Annotated in this window: 11 protein-coding genes and 2 tRNA genes; 6 read left to right on the plus strand and 7 right to left on the minus strand. The window is 66.4% G+C overall.

Annotated elements, in window-relative coordinates; genetic code table 11:
- The first annotated feature begins 11 nt into the window (after nt 1-11).
- The 4 genes from cydB to ABE571_RS04870 all read left to right on the plus strand — a co-directional run bounded on the left by cydB (nt 12) and on the right by ABE571_RS04870 (nt 1,651).
- Nucleotides 12-1,166 carry a cytochrome d ubiquinol oxidase subunit II gene (gene cydB, locus ABE571_RS04855; RefSeq protein ID WP_346493314.1) on the plus strand — a complete coding sequence of 385 codons (1,155 nt, stop codon included), beginning with the start codon at nt 12-14 and terminating at the stop codon, nt 1,164-1,166.
- Between the two features lie 30 nt (nt 1,167-1,196).
- The gene (gene cydX / locus ABE571_RS04860; RefSeq protein ID WP_019182852.1) at nt 1,197-1,310 is read left to right on the plus strand and encodes a cytochrome bd-I oxidase subunit CydX; all 114 of its coding nucleotides are present in this window, start codon (nt 1,197-1,199) and stop codon (nt 1,308-1,310) included.
- Between the two features lie 48 nt (nt 1,311-1,358).
- Nucleotides 1,359-1,435 (plus strand) — tRNA-Pro (locus tag ABE571_RS04865).
- Nucleotides 1,436-1,574: 139 nt separating this feature from the next.
- A tRNA-Pro gene (locus tag ABE571_RS04870) sits at nt 1,575-1,651 on the plus strand.
- 30 nt (nt 1,652-1,681) lie between these two features.
- Here ABE571_RS04870 and ABE571_RS04875 read toward each other — a convergent pair.
- The 7 genes from ABE571_RS04875 to ABE571_RS04905 are packed head-to-tail and all read right to left on the minus strand — an operon-like array spanning nt 1,682 to nt 14,576.
- Complete coding sequence (locus ABE571_RS04875) at nt 1,682-2,077, minus strand: hypothetical protein (protein ID WP_346493315.1); 396 nt, start codon at nt 2,075-2,077, stop codon at nt 1,682-1,684.
- The gene (locus tag ABE571_RS04880; protein WP_313212265.1) at nt 2,070-2,588 is read right to left on the minus strand and encodes a hypothetical protein; all 519 of its coding nucleotides are present in this window, start codon (nt 2,586-2,588) and stop codon (nt 2,070-2,072) included. The genes ABE571_RS04875 and ABE571_RS04880 overlap by 8 nt, the downstream gene beginning before the upstream one ends.
- 60 nt (nt 2,589-2,648) lie before the next feature.
- On the minus strand, nt 2,649-3,032 hold the full coding sequence (locus ABE571_RS04885; protein ID WP_346493316.1) for a hypothetical protein: 384 nt from the start codon (nt 3,030-3,032) through the stop codon (nt 2,649-2,651).
- 40 nt (nt 3,033-3,072) lie between these two features.
- Complete coding sequence (locus ABE571_RS04890) at nt 3,073-3,501, minus strand: hypothetical protein (RefSeq protein WP_346493317.1); 429 nt, start codon at nt 3,499-3,501, stop codon at nt 3,073-3,075.
- Nucleotides 3,502-3,515: 14 nt separating this feature from the next.
- Nucleotides 3,516-3,923, minus strand: a complete 408-nt coding sequence (locus ABE571_RS04895) for a hypothetical protein (RefSeq protein ID WP_019182850.1) — start codon at nt 3,921-3,923, stop codon at nt 3,516-3,518.
- On the minus strand, nt 3,920-12,772 hold the full coding sequence (locus ABE571_RS04900; protein ID WP_346493318.1) for a hemagglutinin repeat-containing protein: 8,853 nt from the start codon (nt 12,770-12,772) through the stop codon (nt 3,920-3,922). The genes ABE571_RS04895 and ABE571_RS04900 overlap by 4 nt, the downstream gene beginning before the upstream one ends.
- A gap of 55 nt (nt 12,773-12,827) precedes the next feature.
- Nucleotides 12,828-14,576 (minus strand): ShlB/FhaC/HecB family hemolysin secretion/activation protein, encoded by a 1,749-nt coding sequence (locus ABE571_RS04905; protein ID WP_346493319.1) that lies wholly within the window; start codon nt 14,574-14,576, stop codon nt 12,828-12,830.
- 466 nt (nt 14,577-15,042) lie between these two features.
- Between ABE571_RS04905 and ABE571_RS04910 the strand changes: the two genes are divergently transcribed.
- The gene (locus ABE571_RS04910; RefSeq protein ID WP_070470219.1) at nt 15,043-16,254 is read left to right on the plus strand and encodes an MFS transporter; all 1,212 of its coding nucleotides are present in this window, start codon (nt 15,043-15,045) and stop codon (nt 16,252-16,254) included.
- A gap of 345 nt (nt 16,255-16,599) precedes the next feature.
- On the plus strand, nt 16,600-18,633 hold the full coding sequence (pgaA, locus tag ABE571_RS04915; protein WP_346493320.1) for a poly-beta-1,6 N-acetyl-D-glucosamine export porin PgaA: 2,034 nt from the start codon (nt 16,600-16,602) through the stop codon (nt 18,631-18,633).
- Nucleotides 18,634-18,636 lie beyond the last annotated feature (3 nt).

Consider the following 18,636-nt stretch of genomic DNA (forward strand, 5'->3'; position numbering starts at 1 on the left):
GGAGAACCCAGATGGAATTCATTGGACTCGATTACACCACGCTCCGCGTGATCTGGTGGCTGCTGCTCGGCATCCTGCTGATCGCCTGGGCGGTGATGGACGGTTTCGACCTCGGCGTCGGCACGTTGCTGCCGTTCGTGGCCAGAACCGATGACGAACGCCGGCTGGTGATCAACACCGTCGGCCCGGTGTGGGAAGGCAACCAGGTGTGGCTGGTGCTCGGTGGCGGCGCGATCTTCGCCGCCTGGCCGCCGCTGTACGCGGTCAGCTTCTCCGGCTTCTACCTGGCGGTGTTCCTGATGCTGTTCGGGCTGATCCTGCGCCCGGTCGCCTTCAAGTACCGCAGCAAGATGCCCGGCAAGCGCTGGCGCGAGAACTGGGACCGTGCGCTGTTCGTCGGCGGCCTGCTGCCGGCACTGATCGCCGGCGTGGCGGTGGGCAACGTGCTGGTCGGCGTGCCGTTCCACTTCGATGACAGCATGCGCATCTTCTACACCGGCACCCTGATCGGCCTGCTCAACCCGTTCGCGCTGGTGGCTGGGTTGGTCAGCGTGGCGATGGTGGTCTCGCACGGTGCCGCGATGCTGGTGCTCAAGACCGATGGCCCGGTGGCCGAGCGCTCGGCCCGCTACGGCAGCGTCGCGGCAATGCTGACCTTCGTGCTGTTCGCCCTGGCCGGCGTCTGGGTGGCCTTTGGCCTGCCGGGCTACCAGATCACCTCCCAGGTGGTCACCGATGGCCCGACCGACCCGCTGCTCAAGACCGCTGCCGTCGGTGCGGTCGCCGGTGGCTGGCTGCGCAACTACCAGAGCATGCCGCTGACCCTGCTGGCCCCGATCCTCGGGCTGGTCGGTGCACTGGCCAGCGCGGTGCTGCTGCGGGCCCGCCGTGGTGGCCTGGCCTTCCTGGCCTCGGGGGCCTCGATCACCGGCATCATCCTGACCGTCGGCTTTGCGATCTTCCCGTTCCTGCTGCCCTCCTCCAGCCAGCCGGGCTCCAGCCTGACCGTCTGGGACAGCTCCTCCAGCCACCTGACCCTGGGGATCATGCTCATCGCCACGGCCATCTTCCTGCCGATCATCATCGCCTACACCTCCTGGGTCTACCGCGTGATGAAGGGCAAGACCACGGCCGAAGAGATGGGCGACAACCCCAACGCTTACTGACGCGCCCCACGGCGCCATAGGAGACTTACCATGTGGTACTTCGCTTGGATTCTGGGTGCAGGGCTGGCTTCGGTCGTGGCCATTCTCAACGGCATGTGGTTCGAAGCCCGCGAGCAGAGCCGTACGGATCACGAAGAAGGCTAAAAAAAGGTTGCCGATCGGGTCTTCACACCGTATCCTTGTCGGCTCCTTCGGGGTGTAGCTCAGTCTGGTAGAGCGCTACGTTCGGGACGTAGAGGTCGCAGGTTCGAATCCTGTCTCCCCGACCACTTCGGTGGTCGTATTGAAGCCTGGGAACACGTTTCCAGGCTTCTTTATCAAGGGCCGTGGCAACACGGCACCGAAGGTGAAAAACGCGATCCCCCCTTGCCGCCGACCGGCGGGATCGATACAATAGGCGGCTCCTTACGGGGTGTAGCTCAGTCTGGTAGAGCGCTACGTTCGGGACGTAGAGGTCGCAGGTTCGAATCCTGTCTCCCCGACCATTTGATGGTCACAATCAAGCCTGGAAGACGTCACTGTCCTCCGGGTTTTTTTGTGCCTGGCGATTGGCAGGCCGGGTAGCGGCTGCGGATCTCCCCTTCGCAGCTGCCGGTGTAGCGGTACCCGCTGCGCATCATGCAGTGCTGGAGATCATCGAACGTGCGGCCCAGGGCCTGCTGGATCACCGCCGCGCTGGACTTCTGAGGCGTGGAGACGTGGTAACCACCATTGGCGGCCCCACCACATTCGCGCCAGTCGGCATCGCGGGCCGCGCCGTCATTGCCCATCTTCTGCCAGGTGTCGCGTGGCGGCACGAGGGTACGGCTGGCCGATGGATCGCCATTCATCCACATGCCGCCGATGCCGCAGGCGCTGAGGCTGAGGGCCAGGCACAGGGCGGTGACGGCGCGTGGGTGCAGCTCAATCACACACGCCCCGAAGATACGCATCCGCCCGTGCCTCGGGTGATGCGGCCGAGCGTTCAGGGGTCGCCGCGCGGAAAGTGATGCCAAGCTGCTCGGCGCTGCGTTGCAGCCCTTGCATCTTCGGCGACTGGCCTGCGACCGTGAGGGTCAGATAGGAAAGGCGCTGCTGCTTGAAGCTGCCGAGCGCCGACTGGACTGCTTTTCGTGTGACATCTTCGCTCTCACCGGCGACGACCAAGCGGGTCATCGGTGGCTCGGCACCCCGGGCCATGAGCGCCTTCAACTGATCCATCCATGCAGCCTTGCTCACCACCGAGCCCAGCATGAGGTTGGCCACGGGATTGCCTGCCGAGGGAACATCAATGTAGAAGGCCGCGCATCGCACCGCTTGTGCCGACTGCGGCGATTCGAGCAGCTCAGGATCAGCGCACGCTGCGCCGGCGATGCCCAGGAGAGTCAAACCAAGCGCGAGGCGGGCAGACGATCCAGATAGTGGACGAAAGAATGACTGCATGTTCTGGCTCCCAAGGATAGTGATACGCACTGGATGGAGGACCGCATACGCCTCGGCGCATCAGCGCTGCGACACGGACCCCTCCGCACGCTGGCATGCAGGGAAACGACTGGGAATCTCACCCTGGCAGGTACCGGTGTACTGATACTGTTTACCCAACATGCAACGTTGAATCTGATCGAATTTCGCACCGGAGCGCGCGGCCGTCTCAGCACCTGTAGTGCCTGGCAACACCGCATAGCTCCCCTTCTCCGTACCCCCGCAGGACACCCAGTCGAGCTGACGCGCTTCAGGTGTATTGGACGGGTGCTGCCAGCTTTCCATCAATGAAGGTGGGTTGGCCAGCCGCTCATACGCCGCTTTATCGCAGTAGATCATCGGTGTCTGCGGCCCACAGATGCGGCCATTGCCAATCACGCAACCGGACAGCAACGCGACTGCCAATGCAGCTCCAGCCGCTCTGATCTGTCGTTGCGCAGACGGCTCAATCAAGCAGCAATCTCCCCGAACCGGACTGGCAGGCGGGATAGCGGCCCGGAATATCGCCTTCGCAGGAACCGATGTAGTGATACTCCTTTCCCAACATGCAACGTTGCGCAGCGTAGAGTTTCTCGCGCGAAAGCTCGGCATCCTCTTGAGGAGTAGCCCCTCGCCGGTCTGCCGAAATGTTCCCACTTCGTTGGCCACCGCACGCCTGCCAATCCAGGTCGCGTACCAGGACGCTGGCATCCGGCCGGGTCCACTCGTGGCCCGGCGGGCTGAGGTGCCGGGTCGCAGCGGGATTGCCGTTCATCCACAACCCGCCTGCGCCGCAAGCGGTCACGCCCGACAGCACGGCCAGCACGGTCATTGTGCGACAAATGCGCAACGCGAAATGATTGCGGGAGATGAACGGCCTGGGGTAAAGCAGCATCCTGGTCACCGCACTCAGTCCACCGGGAACCCACCAGGCACGAACTCGAATCCTTTCCCGGTCATGCACGCATCACTCAGCTGACTCAGCCGCGTACCAATTTCCTTGCGCCGCTTTTTCTGCGCAGCGGTACGATCAGCGTGCCAGATCTTGGTAATCACAGAGCTCTCCTTCAGCAGCCCGGCGTACTCTTCATTGTTCCGCAATTCCTGACTGCATTGCTGCCTAGCCTGGTCCGCGTCGGCTTTGCTGGCACCTGCCTTACGCCAGTGCTGTTTGGTGGGCATGACGCGAACGGAACCGGCCGGAACGGGTCCAATGTCCGTTGTGGCCACCCGGCCCGGCGCCGCAGGTGCCGTGGCACATCCGGCAACAGTGATAAGCGCGGCCGCCGCCAGCATCGAGGTGTACTTCCTGATCATCGTTTTTCAGCCTCACGTTTGGGGACCTGCCTGACAGGTTGATTGATCTTACCGATGCCCCACACCTTGTCCGTGATGGACCGCAGCTCCGTACCGTCCGCGGGCAGGTAACCCACGTAGGCACTGTGCGACCCCGGGAAGCTGCCCTGATTCTTCTCGGAGGTCGCCGGGTTTCCGCCAAGAATGACGCGCCAGCTGCCTACGATGTCCGTCGGATGAGTGTTCTGCCATACCTCTCCCCTGGCGTCGCCAATCAACCCGACCAACCCCAGCGCTTGTTGTGCATTGGCTGCAGCCCCGTTGTAGAGGATGTAGCCGATGGGGAACATCTTCTGGTCGTCGCCTCGAAGCTGCAACATCGCATTGGTGAAGGTCATGCTGCCGCGGCTGTGATTGACGGCATTGAACTCCCATCCCTCCTCCCTGGCACGCTCCAGCAGCGCAATGTTGGCCTGCGATGCGGCCGTCACAGGCAGCATGACGCCCGTAAGGCTGCCCAGGATGCCATTGGCTTTGTCGTACATCGCATACAGCCCTTCGGCCACCTTGTTGCCGGTGTAAGGGTTCAGGATGTAATACACCCCGGACGCGTTGGCTTCATTGGTGTTCTGCTTCGCGCCTGTGGCAAGCGCGTAGGGCTCAGCGTTGAAAATGCCGTTGTTGAAGATGTACAGCTTGCCGTCAATGGCCTGGACATCCTCCAACGCCAGTTCGGTCTGACGGCAGTTGGTCCCGCCCGCTTCACAGGTCTGCAGGACAATGCGACTTTGCTCCGTCGCTGCTTTGTGCACCAGATCCGTCGTCCAGGCAGTGCCTTGGCGGAAGGCTTCGCCGGTGATCGCGTGCTCCGCAGCGGCACGCTCTTCGAGACGCTCAAGATCGATCAGCGCGGCAGATTGATGGGCGTTCAGCGTGTCGCGATTCAGCCCGGCCAGCTGTTGTTCTGCCCCCTTGCCAGTCAGCGCGCGCTGGAGCTCATCATCCGTGATCAACACAGCGCCATCGCTGATCGCCGCACGGGTTGTCCCCTGCGAGCCGTCACTGGCGTCGCCATGGATCAGCTTGTTGCCGATGATCGTCTTGGTGGCGCCATACAAGCCGGAGAAGGTTTCATCGGTGACACCGATTCCGCCGCTACTGGCCTTCGCGCTCGAAGCGTTCTCTATGTCGCTGACCACCAGTGCAGCTGTCTGAAGTCGATTCCTGCCGGCATCAATTGCTGCATCGCTGGAGCTGATCGCACCACCGACAAGCTGTGTCGTCCCATCCACATTGATCTGGAAGCCGCCGTCACCCGCACGAATGGCCGACTGCTCGGTGACACTGGCAAATTCACTGTCGCTCTTTTGGTTGAGCATGTAGGCACTGCCACTGAAACCCGCACCGAAAGTGACGCTGCCCCCGACGGTTCTGTCCTTGCTGTGGAAGCTGTGGGTATCCTGCAGACTCTCCACCGCCAGGTTGCCACCGACGTTCATTGCCACCTGCTCACCTGAAACTACCGCGCCACGCAGCGTGGTGTCGCCGCCCGATTCGATGACCAACGACTCTCCTGCAGTCAGGTGCGTCGTGTTCCAGTAGACGTCCTCGCCCTTGCCGCTGCCCCGCGAAGCACTGGCATTGGCCGTGATGCCGGCGCTGGCACCGCCCGAGCCCACAGCGATGGCCACGCCTACGCCGCCACTGGCGCTGCTGCTCTTGCGCTCCATCTCGATCACGTCACGGGACGCAAGAAGCGCGACGTCTCCGTCCGCCTTGAGGCGGATGTTGCCGTCTGCCGTTACGTCACTGCCCTGAATCGTGATATCCGACGCGTTGCCAGCGCCCGTGGCACTGACCCGGACGTCGCCGCCGGCCCGGATCGATGACGCTGCCGCCGTGTCGCTCTGCGTTGTCGTCCGGCTGTCGCTCTTGCTGGCCCCCACGGTGATGGAAATGTTCAACCCGCCAGCCGCGCCTGGATCCGCGCCGACCGCATCGACGCCTTCCTTCACCGCACCCGCTGCTGTCGCAGCACCCATCGCCTGCTTACGCCAGTCAGAGGTCTTGCTGGTCGCACTTGCCATGTTGCCGGCGGTCTGCAGTGCAGTGATCACCGGCGCAGTGACCGCAACAGTGAGACCGGCCTGCCTGAACTTGCTCTCCTGCGCCGTCGTCTGCGTTTCGCGGGCCTCCAGAATCGCGACCTCACGCGCGTGGATGTCCACATCGCCCTCCGGCGCGAGGACGTCACTGCCAATCTGGCGATACGCCCCGCCCGCCAGCAGCACGACATCGCCTGCGAGCGAGCCGACGGTCGACCCCGCCGCGGTGTTGCGCGCGGCCTTGTTGTCGTCGCTCTGCATCTGCGTGCCGGCCGTGATCGCAGCGCCACCGTTGTAGATCAGGCCACTCTGCTCCTTCTTCTTGAAGTGGCTTTCCGTCGCCGATTCGCGAGCGGCCTGGATCACCAGATCCTGGTCGGCGGCAATCGTGGTGCCGACATCGGAGATCACATCGCTGCCGGTGATGGTGACGTTGCGTCCTTGGATGGCCACTGTGTTCCCGCCAACCGTGCTGCCCTGGGCAACGGTTTCATCGAGGCTGTCGCGGGTGGTGCGGGTCGTGGTGTTGAGCAGGCCGCTATGCCGGTGCTTTCGACCCTCGCTCCAGTTGTAACTGTCTTCGGACACCCCGATGTTGAGGTTGCCGGTCGCCACCGCGACCAGGGCACCCTCGGCGCTGTTGACCGTCGCTGCCTGCAACTCCATGTCCCGACCTGCCTGTAGCTGGACATCGCCGACAGTCCGGACATTGGTACCAACGCCACGGCTGTACCCGCTGCGCAGATAGTTGTCGGCATTGCGCACGTTGTTCTCCTGCCGCGCCTCCCGTACGGTGCCCAGTGACAGGTCGCGGCCGGCGGCGATCACGGTTTGCCCACCGGAGCCCGCGTTGACGATCTCGGCTCCGTCAAGACGAACATCACGCACCGCGCTCGCCAGCAGCGTGCCCCCAGCCTCACTCACGAACAACCCGGCCACGCGGTCGATGTTGGTCCGGCTGAAGTCGCTCAACCCCGCGGTGTTCTGACCGCTGCGGGTGGTGGTGACCAGGTTCAGATCACGACCGGCGCTGGCGACCAGCACGCTGCGCGCATCGATCAGGCCGCCGAGGTTGTCCAGATCGGTACGCGCGTTGGCACTGACCGTGTCACCGCTGATGCGGCCGTCCAGGTTGCGCAGGTTCTGCGCGTCAATCTTCACCGCGGTACGGCCGGCGATGGTCCCGCTGTTGACCAGGTCGCCGCGCAGGTTCAGCTCCACCGAGCGGCCGGCCAGCAGCGTGCCGGTGCCGTCGATATCACCGGGGCGCACGCGAACGTACACCTGCGGAACCAGTGCGGTGGTGGTGCTGCCATCGGCCAGGGTCACGCGCTGCTCGACCAGCCAGACGATGTCGCTGGTGAGCTGGGCCATCTGTGCCGGGGTCAGCGCCACGCCGGGGCGCAGGCCCCAGGCGTCGGCGATGGTGGCCGCGTTGTCGAGCAGCGCGCGGTATTGCGCTTCATCGTCGGCATAGCCATCCAGGAAGCGGCGGCCGGTGAGCTGGGCGACCTGATCGCGGACCAGCTTCTGTTCGTAGAACCCATCGCCCAACCGCTTCTGCACGTTGGCCGGGTCCACGCCCATCTTCTGCAGCAGGTACTCCGAACCGAGCCAGTTGCGGTAATCGGCAAAACGCGGATCGGTTTCGACCAGGTATTGGCCGGCATTCGGCCCGCTCTGGAACAGGCTGGTCTGCGGCAGTTCGGCATCCACGCCGATGGTGCGGATCACGGTCGGCTGGTTGCCCGCCGCGCCCTGTGCACCGGTGCCCGCCGTGCTGCCGGGACCGGCCAGCGAGGCGACGCTGGCGCTGACTTCGGTCACCTGGCGCTGTCCACCGATGGCGCCGGCGTCGGCTGCGCCGCCGACCTGCCCACCGACGGTACCGGTACTGACCCCGCCCACCTGGTAGCCGCTGCCACCATCGCGCGTGTTCTGTTCGGTGCGGGTCACGCCCAGATTGATGGTGCGCACTTCATCGGCCGGGCGATAGGCGATCTTCCGGTCCCACTTGCGCTCGTGATAGCGCTTGAAACCACCGCGCCAGCGGCTGTAGGTGTATTGGCTGGTGCCTTCCTCGTGCACGCGGTACTCGCCGAATGCATCGATGTTGCGCAGGTTGCCGAGATCGCCCAGCAACGCGCCGCCAGCCAGGATCTGGCTCTTGTCGTTGATCAGCTCATCGCCACGCAGCGTCATGTTACCGCCGGAAATGATGCGACCCGGCGCGCTGGAGGTGACCTGGGTTTCGTACTCGGTGTGGGTGACGTCGTACTGCGTCCAATCCTTGACGTCGCCGCTGCCGTTCTTCCACCAGTACTTGCCGGCACGGCTCCAGCTGGACCAGGTGAACTCGCTGGCATCATGCATGCCGGGCGTGCCCTTGGGCTGGATGTACAGCTTCTTGGTCGGGCCCACCACCATCACTTCGGTGGTGGCGAAATGCTCGTTGCTGTTGAGCAGGCGCGTGGCATCGATACTCAAGCCACCCAGCGACTCGATGGTCGCGCTGGCGTTGTGCACCGAGCCGGCGCGACCGACTGCATGGCCCTGCGCATCCAGCGCACCGCCGATGTTGAGTGCGCTCTCGCCACCGCCAGCACTGAAGATCAGCGCCTGCTCGCGGTTGACCACGGTGCCGGCGCCGATGTCCAGGCGCTCACGCGCAGCAATGGTGGCCGCGCGGGTGACGCCCTCCAGCGTTTCATCACTGTTGACCAGGGTCGTGGCACCGATCGACAGGCGGTCGCCATAGATGCGGCCGGTGCCAACATTGAGGATCACATCGGCATCGATGCGGGTATCCACGCCGTCGATCAGCCCCCGGTTGCCAAGCACGCCATCGGCGCGCACCTGGGTGCGGAGGCCGCTGATCTCGCCGGTGGCGAGGTTGTCGATCTGGCGTGCATGCAGGTCCAGATCGCCGGCCTGCACTTTGCCTGCATTGGTCCACAGCCCCTGCGTGGAGACCGTGGCCTTGCCATTGGCGGTGATCTGGCCATCGTTGCGGTAATCCTGCTGCAAGGCCAGCACCAGATCGCCCTGCGACAACATCCGGCCGGTGCCATTGAGTGCGTTGGCATGCAGCGTCTGGTTGCCCGCGGACAGCAGCGTGCCGTCGGTGTTGCCGACCTGGCCGGCGCGCACGTCCAGACTGCCCGCCGAGGACACCAGGCCTTGCTGGTTGAACAGTGCATCGGTCGCCTGCAGCGCGATGCGCTGGTCGGCAGCGATCATGCCGCTGCTGTTGTCGATCTGCGCGGCGGTGAGGTCCACGTTGCGACCCTGCAGGCCGAGCGCGGTGCCGCCGCCGCTCGTGGCGCGGTTGTCGATGCGCGCGGCATGGGCGACCAGATCGCCACCGGCCACGGCCAGCCCGGCCTGGTTGACCAGCTCACCGCTCAGAGCGAGGGTCAGATTCTGGGCAGCCTGCAGGCGGCCGCCGCTGTTATCCAGGTGCTGCGCCTGCAGCAGCAGCGAGGAGCCGCTGCCGACCTGCCCGCCGCTGCGGTTGTCCAGCGAGGCCAGCCGCGCGTCCAGCGCCGTCTGCGCCTGGACAAGGCCGGCACGGTTATCCAGTCCACCGGCACGCAGGGTCAGCCCGGCACCGCTGACGATGCCGCCACGCGCGCCCGCGTCGGTATTGCCCAGCCGCTGGCCGTGCGTATCGATGCTCATCCCACCACTGGACTGCAGCAGGCCCGCGCGGTTCTCCAGCGCACCACTGCGGAGATCCAGGGTGCCGGCGGTGGCGGCGATGATGCCTTCACTGTTGTCCACGCCGCCCAGACGCGTATCCAAGGCGACGGAGGCGCCGGCCAGCGTGCCACGCACGTTGGTCAGCCCTTGGCTGGTCACCGACAGCGCACGCTCGGCCTGGATCACGCCGGCGCTGTTGTCGATGTCCGTCGCGCTGGCGAGGGTGACATCGCCCTCGACCGACGCCAGCGTGCCGGCATCGCGGTTGACGATGCGGCCGGCCTGCACGCGCAGCGCATCATTGGCGGCGATCGTGCCGGCACTGTTGTCCAGGGTCTGCGCGATCTCCACGTCGAGCATGTCGCCCGCGTTGACCGTACCGCCGCGGTTGTCGACGCTGCCCGCACGCAGCTGCTGCGCGCCACCGGAGGCGATCAGGCCGCCCTGGCGGTTGTCGAGCAGGCTACCCACGCCGAGTTGAAGCGCACTGTCGCCCGCCGCCTGGACGGTACCGGCCTGGTTGTCCAGCTGGCCTGCCTGCAGGTCCAGATCGCCCGCGCTGGCCAGCGTGCCGCGCTGGTTGTCGATCGTGCCGGTCACCTGCAGCGCGGAGGCCGCATCACCTGCTGCCAGAATCTTGCCGTCGCGGTTGGAAAGGTTGCCTGCCTGCACGGCCAGCGCGCCGTTGCCGACGATGCTGCCAGTGTCGTTGTACAGCGCGTTGGCCACGCGCAGGCCCAGCGCGTCGGAACCGGTGGCGATCAGTTCGCCACGGCGGTTGTCCAATTGGCCCGCATCGATCTCCATGCGGACGGCGGACGTCACACCACCGGAGACATCGAGGTTCTGGCCCTGCAGGTGCAGGGCGCCATTGCTGAGCAGCTTGCCGCCCGCGCCGGCCAGCGTCGCCGCGTTGATGTCCAGCCGCCCGCTGCCGGCCTGCTGCACCTGCCCGCCCGCGTTGTTCAACAGCGCTGTGGCGATCGCCAGGTCACCGTTGCTGGCGAGCGTGCCGCCACTGTTGTCGAGCGCGGTTGCCACCCCGATCCGGTTGGCCTGGTTGCCGGTGGCCAGCACTTGGCTACCGCGGTTGTCCATCGTATCCACCTGGAGGTCGAGCGTGCCCGCCTGCAGATCGGCCTGGCGATGATCGACCTGGCCGGCGCGCAGAGTGAGCGTACCGGCGGTGGCGATCTCGCCGCGCTGGCCCTCCAGCGTGCCGGTGGTGAGCTGCAGCCCATCGCTGCCGGCGTGCAGCAGCGCGCCATCGGTGTTGACCAGCACCGCGCTGGCCAGCGCCAGCGATGCCGCGTTGCTGGCAAGACTGCCGCCGGTGTTGTCGAGCGTGCCTGCCACCTGCAGCTGGGCCGGCGCGCTGCCGCTGTGGGCGATCCTGCCGCCGTGGTTGGACAGCTGCGCCGCGCGCACATCAAGCGCACCGCCGACATTCAGCACCCCAGTGTCGTTGCGCAGTGCCTCGCCCTGCACGCGCAGGTCACGCTGCGTGGTCAGCTCGCCCTGCCGGTTGGAGAGCGTGCCACCCTCCACGGCCAGATCGCGCACCCCGAGGCGACCGCCGTCGTTGTCCAGGTCGCTGGCACGCAGGTCGATGTCGCCCCCGGCCAGCACGGCGCCGCCATCATTGTCGAGCAGTCCCGCGATCACCACGCGGCCCTGCGCGAGCGGCGCGGTCGTCGGTGGAGTGATGACGGGCGTGCCGCCGTCGGTGCCCCCCGTGCCGGTCCCGGGCGTGCCGGGGCCGCCCGGGCCCGCCCCTTCGCCCGGCGTGGTCGGCGCGGTGCCGTCCTGTTGGGCCAGCGCCCCGATACTGCCCTTGTCACGGTTCTGCAGCCGCGCGCTCTGTACCGCCAGTGCCTGCACGCCCGCCTGTTCGATGCGCCCGTCGCGGTTGGCCAGCGAGGCGGCCTCCACATCCAGGCGGGTGCCGTTGAGCTGGCCGCCGCTGTTGTCCACGTCCTGGCCGGTGCGCAGGTTCAGTTCACGCCCGGCGCTGACCAGCCCTTCGTTGCGTACACCGCCGGTGGCAGCGATGCGCGTATCGTCGCGCGCCTGCAGTTTGCCGGTGTTTTCCAGCCGGCCATCGACAGTCACGACCAGCTCCCCGGTCTGCGCCCCGAGGTTGCCCGCATTGCGCACGCCCACGCCGTGCTCGGTGCCCATGAGCAGGATCTTGTTGGCGTACATGCCGCCCAGCTGGGCCACATCGAGCGCGTACTGCGGCGCATTGCCTTCGGCGGCCTGCGCCTGCACACGGCTCAGATCGGCGCTCACCGTATTGGCGCCGGTGGTGACCTGCAGCTGCTGTGCCCACAGGCCCGCGTTGAGCTGCACCGAGCGCGCGATCAGATCGGTGTAGTCGACCCGGCTGGCATCCATGCCGGCGCCGAAGATGTGGATCGCACCGCCTTGCACGCGGTATCCCTCCAGCGCGCCGCCGTTGAACATCGGGGTGCCGGTGGTCAGGGTGATGCGGTTGGCGTTGATGAAGCCGCAGCCGTCGCAATCGATACCAGCGGGGTTGGCGATCACCACCTGCGCACGGTCGCCGGCCACTTCCACGTAGCCGCGCAGCTGGCTCGGGTTGGCGCCATTGACCTCGTTGAGGATCACCCGCGCAGTGCCGCCGGCCAGCCACGGATTGCCCTGCACCCAGCCGCCGAGCTGGGACTGCGTGTTGCCGCGCGAATTGTTGAGGATGACGCCCTGCTGGTCGACATCGAAGCGCTGGTAGGTATTGCGCGAGACACCGGCCGCACTCGGGGTCTGGATGTTGATCTGCGGCGTGCCGTTGGCGGTCTCCAGCACGGTCGGGCGCTGGTTGCCGGGCGCATTCGGATCGGCCACCACCTGCGCCGCGGCCAGGCCGCTCACGCCGACCCAGCCCAGCATCACCCACAGCGCGAACGCCATCGGGCGCAGTGCCGCCGTGCGATCGCCATCCTGCCCGGTACCGGCGCCGCCGGGGCGCGGCGTGATTTCCGCGGCGACCTGCCAGAGCATGAGGGCGTGGTTGAACACGAGGCGGTACAGATGCTTGTTCATGACAATTCCTTTGTGTGCGTGCGGTCGGTGCGGCGCGAACGCGCCCGCACTGAAATCAGAACGACCAGCTCAGGGTGAATCCGGTGACGGTATAGGCGTTCTGGAAACCAGAGGGCTTGTTCAACGGGGCGCCGACGAAGCCGTCCCAGTACAGGCCGCGATACGACCCGCGCAGGCCGATCACGCTGCCCGCCAGGTCATTGCCTACCTGCCATTGCGTGGCGCTGCCGCCGACATGGCCGTAATCGGCGCCAACGTAGAATTCCTGCCCGCCGCCCAGGGCCAGGCCGATGTCGTTGCGGATGAGCCAGCCGCGCTCACCCATCAAGGACATCTCGCCATCGAACCCGCGCACGGTGTAGCGCCCGCCGATCGCGAAGCGGTCCTGCGGCACCAGCCCGCCACGGTTCCATTGCGCTCGCCAGCTGCCGGTGTAACGCAGGCGCTGCTGGCCGAGCTGGAACGGGACGCTCAGCTGTGCGTCGGCGAAGTAGATCTTCGGGTGCGAGGTGGCTTCACCGAACAGCTCCTCGGGCGCTGCGATCGAACCGAACGCCCCGGTGCCGCGGCGGAAGCCGACGGTGCCATCGAGCGTGGCCTGGCCGATGAAATGACGGTGGTTCAGGCCGAGCTCCCAGCCGCCCATGCGCCGGCGCTGGACCAGGATTTCGGTGTCGTCGATGAAGTTGCGCGAATCGCGCTCCCACGCACGCAGGTACATGCTGGTCTTGCTGTCCGCATTGCGGAACAGCAGGCGCGTGGCGCGCACTTCGGCGTTGTAACTCTCGCCGCTGTAGAGATACGACTGCTGGTTGCCGGCCACGGTCTGCTCGTACTCGTAGCCACTGCGCGTCGCGCCGAACAGCCAGTAGCCGACGGGAATCGAGTAGTGGAAGGTGAAGCCCTTGGTACCGCGCTTGCCGCCACTGAACACGTCGTGGTTGAGGTTGACGTAGAACAGGTCGTTCTGGCGCAGCGCGTGGTCCAGCGACATCGTCGCACCGGCCTGGGTCTTGCCGGTGGCCTTGCTGCCGGAATCGTCCAGGCTGAGGTTGAAACGGACCAGCCGCTGCTGCGACCACTGCACCACCAGGTCACTCTGGCCAGGTGCGGCGTCGTCACCTTCGGCCGGGCTGATCTGGATGTCGGCCTCGGCGGTCGGCACGCGCTTGAAATTCTCCAGCCCCTGTTCGATATCGCGCAGGTTGAGCAGGTCGCCACTGCGTGCCGGGATCGCGTTCCACAGGGTGGCGTCACGATGGGTGCCCTCGGCGAAACGGATCTGGCGGAGCGTGCCGGGCACCACGGTCAGTGCCAGGGTGCCGGTGGTGAGGTCCTGCGGCTGGGCCAACACGCGCGTGGTGACGAAGCCGCGCTCGACGATCGCGTTCTGTACCCGCGACATCACCACGTTGATACCGGCGGTGCCCAGACAGCGGCCGAGCGCCGGATCGCCTTTGACGTTGGCTGCGGGCAACGCCCACTGGAAACGCTCGGCCTGCTCGCCCTCCAGGGTGATGCGGTCGATCACGAAGCAGGGTGCTTCGTCCTGGGGCAGCCGCTCCGGTGCGGCCACCGGCGCGTCCTGCAGACGTGCATCGGGCCGGGTTTCAAGCTGCTCGCGCAGGGCGCGTTCGCGCTCCTGCTGGCGGAGCAGCTCCTGATCCGGGGCGGGCAGCTGCTGGGCACTGGCCGGCAGATAGACCAGGGCCAGCGCGGCCGCCAGCGGGGCCAGAAGGAGGGTGCGCCGGGAAGCGCCATGGGAACCGGCGCGAGCCGGGGTGGGTAGTACGTTGTTTGGCATGCAGGATCTCGAACGTGGGCTGGCACGAACCATCGTTCGCTATAGACCGCCCCTATGGAGGCCCGCCAATTTAAGAGCTATTCGCGACATGAGAACCGTCAAAAACCCCACCCTTCCGGTAAGACAACCACCCGTTCGCTTGTAGGAATTTTCCTAAATAGTCATTTTTTTGACGCAGCGCACATGAAAGGGGACCGCGTGGCCCTTGTTGTGAAGGCGTTTTCACACGTAGCACGGCGCGCGGCGGGGCATCGTGCCCGCGGCCGGTCCCCTCGCCTCCGAGCCGCACCACCGCGCCCCACCCCGCGCGACCTGCCGGGGTCTAACCCGTACAATGGCCGGTCCTGGCCCCGCCTTCGGCGGCGGCCAGTCCCCTACCCCGCAGACGCCGGCCACTGGCCGGTCTCTGCCGTTGCACCCGCGCGCCCGCATGGCCGCGGTGCGCCACCTGTCAGGAAACATGCTGATGACTCACCCCACCCCACCGTCCCAGTCCCTGCTGCACGGGCGCCTTCTCGCCTTCGCTGCGATCCTGCTGGCCGCGTTGAACCTGCGCACCGCGGTCACCTCGCTGACCCCGCTGCTGGATGTGCTCGGCCAGACCTTCGGCTTCGGCACCACCATGACGGGCGTACTCGGCATGCTGCCGACGGCGGCCTTCGCGTTGTTCGGGGTGACCACCCCGGCCGTCGCGCGTCGCCTGGGCCTGGAGCGCACCGCGCTGCTGGCGATGAGCCTGGCCACCGTGGGCCTGCTGCTGCGCTCGATGGCCGGCGGCGTGGGCAGCCTGCTGTTCGGCTCGGTGGTGGCGCTGGCGGGTATGGGCATCGGCAACGTGGTGGTGCCACCGCTGGTGAAGCGTTACTTCGCCAACCGCGTGGGCACCATGAGCACGCTCTACATCACGGTGCTGCAGATCGGCACGATGATGCCGGCCCTGTTGGCGGTGCCGGTCGCGCAGCAGGCGGGCTGGCGCGTATCGCTGGGCATCTGGGCGCTGATGTCGCTGGCTGCGGCACTGCCGTGGCTGATGCTCTCGCGCGCACGTCCGCACCCGGACACGATCAGCGCCGCCAACGATCCCTCCAGCGCGCCGCACGGCAAGGTCTGGAAGACGCCGCTGGCGTGGGGCATGACCCTGATGTTCGGCATGACCTCGTTGATGACCTATTCGATGTTCACCTGGCTGCCGCGGATCGTGGTCGAGGCCGGTGCAACACCGGCGTTCGGCGGCATCATGGTGGCGATCTTCGCGGCCTGCGGCCTGCTGCCATCGCTGACCATGCCGGCCCTGGCCGTGCGCCTGCGCAATCCCTTCGGGCTGGTGTTGATCGGCTTCAGCGCGTTCCTGATCGCCTTCGCCGGCCTGTTGTTCGCCCCGATGAAGGCCCCGTGGCTGTGGGCGGTGCTGCTCGGCATCGGGCCGTCCACGTTCCCGCTGGCCCTGACCCTGATCAACCTGCGGACCCGCACCCCCGCCGGTTCGGCCGCGTTGTCCGGCTTCATGCAGGGCGTGGGCTATGCCTTCAGCTGCCTGGGCCCGTTCCTGTTCGGCTGGCTGCACGCGGTCAGCGGCGGCTGGCACCTGCCGTTCGGCTTCCTGGTCCTGTGCGCGGTGGTGCTGTTGTGCGCCTCGTGGGTCGCCTGCAAACCGCAGAAGCTCGAAGACCAGTGGTAAGCGCCCCGGCGCGTCCATCTACACGCGTTGTGCGCAACTGCTGACGTAGCGTGTCGCTAACTGACCCGGTGGGCTGCACCGGGCAGCGTTCGGAGCCTCTGGCGTCGCCAGCAGGCTGAACAGCTTCATCGCGATGGAGTGCGCCGTCCTTGGTTGCGACATGGCCTGAATCTGTAGCGATTCAATGACTTGCCCCTCCCCTCCGGGTTCCACCCGGGGGCTGATGGGTCGTACCCGCGTCTTAACGATTTGGCAACAACTGCGCAGTCAGGCACGATTGGCATGTGATGTGCGTCACACTTTTGACGCAACACACCTTTGAAAGGATGCTCCAAGGGGGGTTCCATGTACGACCATCGGCCGCTGGCGCTCTGCGTCGGCCTGGCATGCGCGACACTCGCTTTTTCCGCTCCGGCGGCTGCAGCCACTGCGCGGGACAACGCATTGGCCGAGATCGGCCAGTTCCGGGACCATGCCCAATGGTTGGATGCACTGGCGGCGATCGAGCGGGCACGGGTGCAGTCGCCCGACGACGCATTGCTGTATCGCCTGCAGGTGCTGACCCTGGCGGACATCGGCAACGCGCACCGCGCCTGGCAGCTGTACCTGGCGCGCCCCACCCTGTTCGATGCGGCACAGAAAGAACGGCTGGAAGGCAATTATCTGGCCAAGCTGGTGGGCTGGAGTCTGGCCTATGGCCCCAGCGAGGACACCCGCCTGGATGAAGCCGATGCCGCGCTGGTGCAGATGCAGCAGTACCTCGAACGCGATGGCACCACCGTGCAGCAGGCGCCGCTGCGGATCCGCCATGACCGGCTGATCCTGCTCAACCGGCTGGGCCGCCATGCGCAGGTTCGCGAGGAGTACCGCACGCTGCTCGCCGACGGCCACCCGGTGCCGAACTATCTGCTGGCCGCCGTCGGCGATTCGCTGATGGCCACGCAGCATCCGGCCGAGGCGATCCCGGTGCTGGAAGCCGCACTCAAGGCTGACCCGTCGCTGCCGCAGGCGCGTTCGGAACTGGCCTATGCGTATCTGGAGGACGAGCAGGCCGACACCGCGATCGCCCTGCTGAAGAAGTGGCAGGCCGATGAGCCCGCGTGGCGCTGGGCCAACGGTGCCAAGGCACCCTATCCGAACTGGCCGCGCTACGAGGCCGACCTCAACCTGGCCATGGTGCGTGCCTACAGTGGCGACCTGCCCACTGCGCAGCGCGATCTGGAGAAGATGGTCGAGATCGGGCCAGGCAATACCGGCTCGCAATCCTCGCTGGGCAACATCTACCTGATGCGTGGCTGGCCACGGCGGGCGCTGGAGCGCTACAGCATGGCCAACACGCTGGACCCGCGCGACGTACCGGCGCGGCTGGGCCAGTACGACGCCTACGTGCAGGTGCAGCGCGATGACCTCGCGCGCCCCATCCACGACACGCTGCTCGCTGCCTACCCCAACCAGCCCTCCGTGCAGCGCATGGACCGCAGCTGGCGCGCGCACCGTGGCTGGCAGTGGCATGCCTACGCCGAAGGCGGGCGCAGCTCCGGCGGTGGCGGTGCGTCACCGCTGGGCAACGATGACGGCCGCTACGGCGTTGAAGTGCAGTCGCCGGTGCTGGACGACCGCTGGCGCCTGGTCGCGTTCGCCGATCGGCGCAGTGTGGATTTCCAGGACCAGACCATCGACCCGCTGCGGATCGGCGTGGGCACCCGTTACCGCTACGGGCGTGCCGATGCCGAAGCCTTCGTCAACCGCGCCAACGACCACATCGGCGATACCGGCCTCAGTGCCGGGTTCGGCTGGCAGTTCAGCGATCAATGGCATGCCGGCATCACCGCCGCACGCAATGATCCGGATGCCTCGATGCAGGCGCGCGTCTCAGGCATCACCGCCGACAGCATAGCGCTGACAGCCGACTATCGCCGCGATGAACGTACTCACTGGAGCCTGGGCGCCAGTCAGTTCCGCTACGACGACGGTAATCGCCGCGATACCGTCAGCACCGCCATCGAACAACGCCTGATGACCCGGCCGACCGTGTTCGTGGATGGCCTGGGCAGCCTGTACGCCAGCCGCGGCAGCCGCGACGACGTGCCCTACTTCAACCCATCCGAGGACCACTCGGTGGAGATCGGGCTGCGCGTGGACCAACAACTGTGGCGTCACTACGAACGCCACTTCCGCCATCGCCTGACGGTCTCGGTGGGGCAGTACTGGCAGCAGGGCTATGGCAGCGCGATCGTGCCTTCGGCCGAGTACCGCCACGAGTGGCAGCTCGGTGAAGGCCGCATTTTCGAGTACGGCATCCGCTGGTCGCGACCGGTCTATGACGGACAGCGTGAACGACATATCGGCCTGGATGCCGGCCTGCGGTGGGGAGAATGACAT

Source organism: Stenotrophomonas sp. TWI273 (assembly GCF_039674765.1).
In the GTDB taxonomy this organism is placed as follows: Bacteria; Pseudomonadota; Gammaproteobacteria; order Xanthomonadales; family Xanthomonadaceae; genus Stenotrophomonas.

Bases quoted from the DNA above. Each gene is read 5' to 3' on its own strand.
- cydB (WP_346493314.1), top strand. From the start codon at position 12: ATGGAATTCATTGGACTCGATTACACCACGCTCCGCGTGATCTGGTGG.
- cydX (WP_019182852.1), top strand. From the start codon at position 1,197: ATGTGGTACTTCGCTTGGATTCTGGGTGCAGGGCTGGCTTCGGTCGTG.
- ABE571_RS04880 (WP_313212265.1), bottom strand. From the start codon at position 2,588: ATGCAGTCATTCTTTCGTCCACTATCTGGATCGTCTGCCCGCCTCGCG.
- ABE571_RS04890 (WP_346493317.1), bottom strand. From the start codon at position 3,501: ATGCTGCTTTACCCCAGGCCGTTCATCTCCCGCAATCATTTCGCGTTG.
- ABE571_RS04895 (WP_019182850.1), bottom strand. From the start codon at position 3,923: ATGATCAGGAAGTACACCTCGATGCTGGCGGCGGCCGCGCTTATCACT.
- ABE571_RS04900 (WP_346493318.1), bottom strand. From the start codon at position 12,772: ATGAACAAGCATCTGTACCGCCTCGTGTTCAACCACGCCCTCATGCTC.
- ABE571_RS04905 (WP_346493319.1), bottom strand. From the start codon at position 14,576: ATGCCAAACAACGTACTACCCACCCCGGCTCGCGCCGGTTCCCATGGC.
- ABE571_RS04910 (WP_070470219.1), top strand. From the start codon at position 15,043: ATGACTCACCCCACCCCACCGTCCCAGTCCCTGCTGCACGGGCGCCTT.
- pgaA (WP_346493320.1), top strand. From the start codon at position 16,600: ATGTACGACCATCGGCCGCTGGCGCTCTGCGTCGGCCTGGCATGCGCG.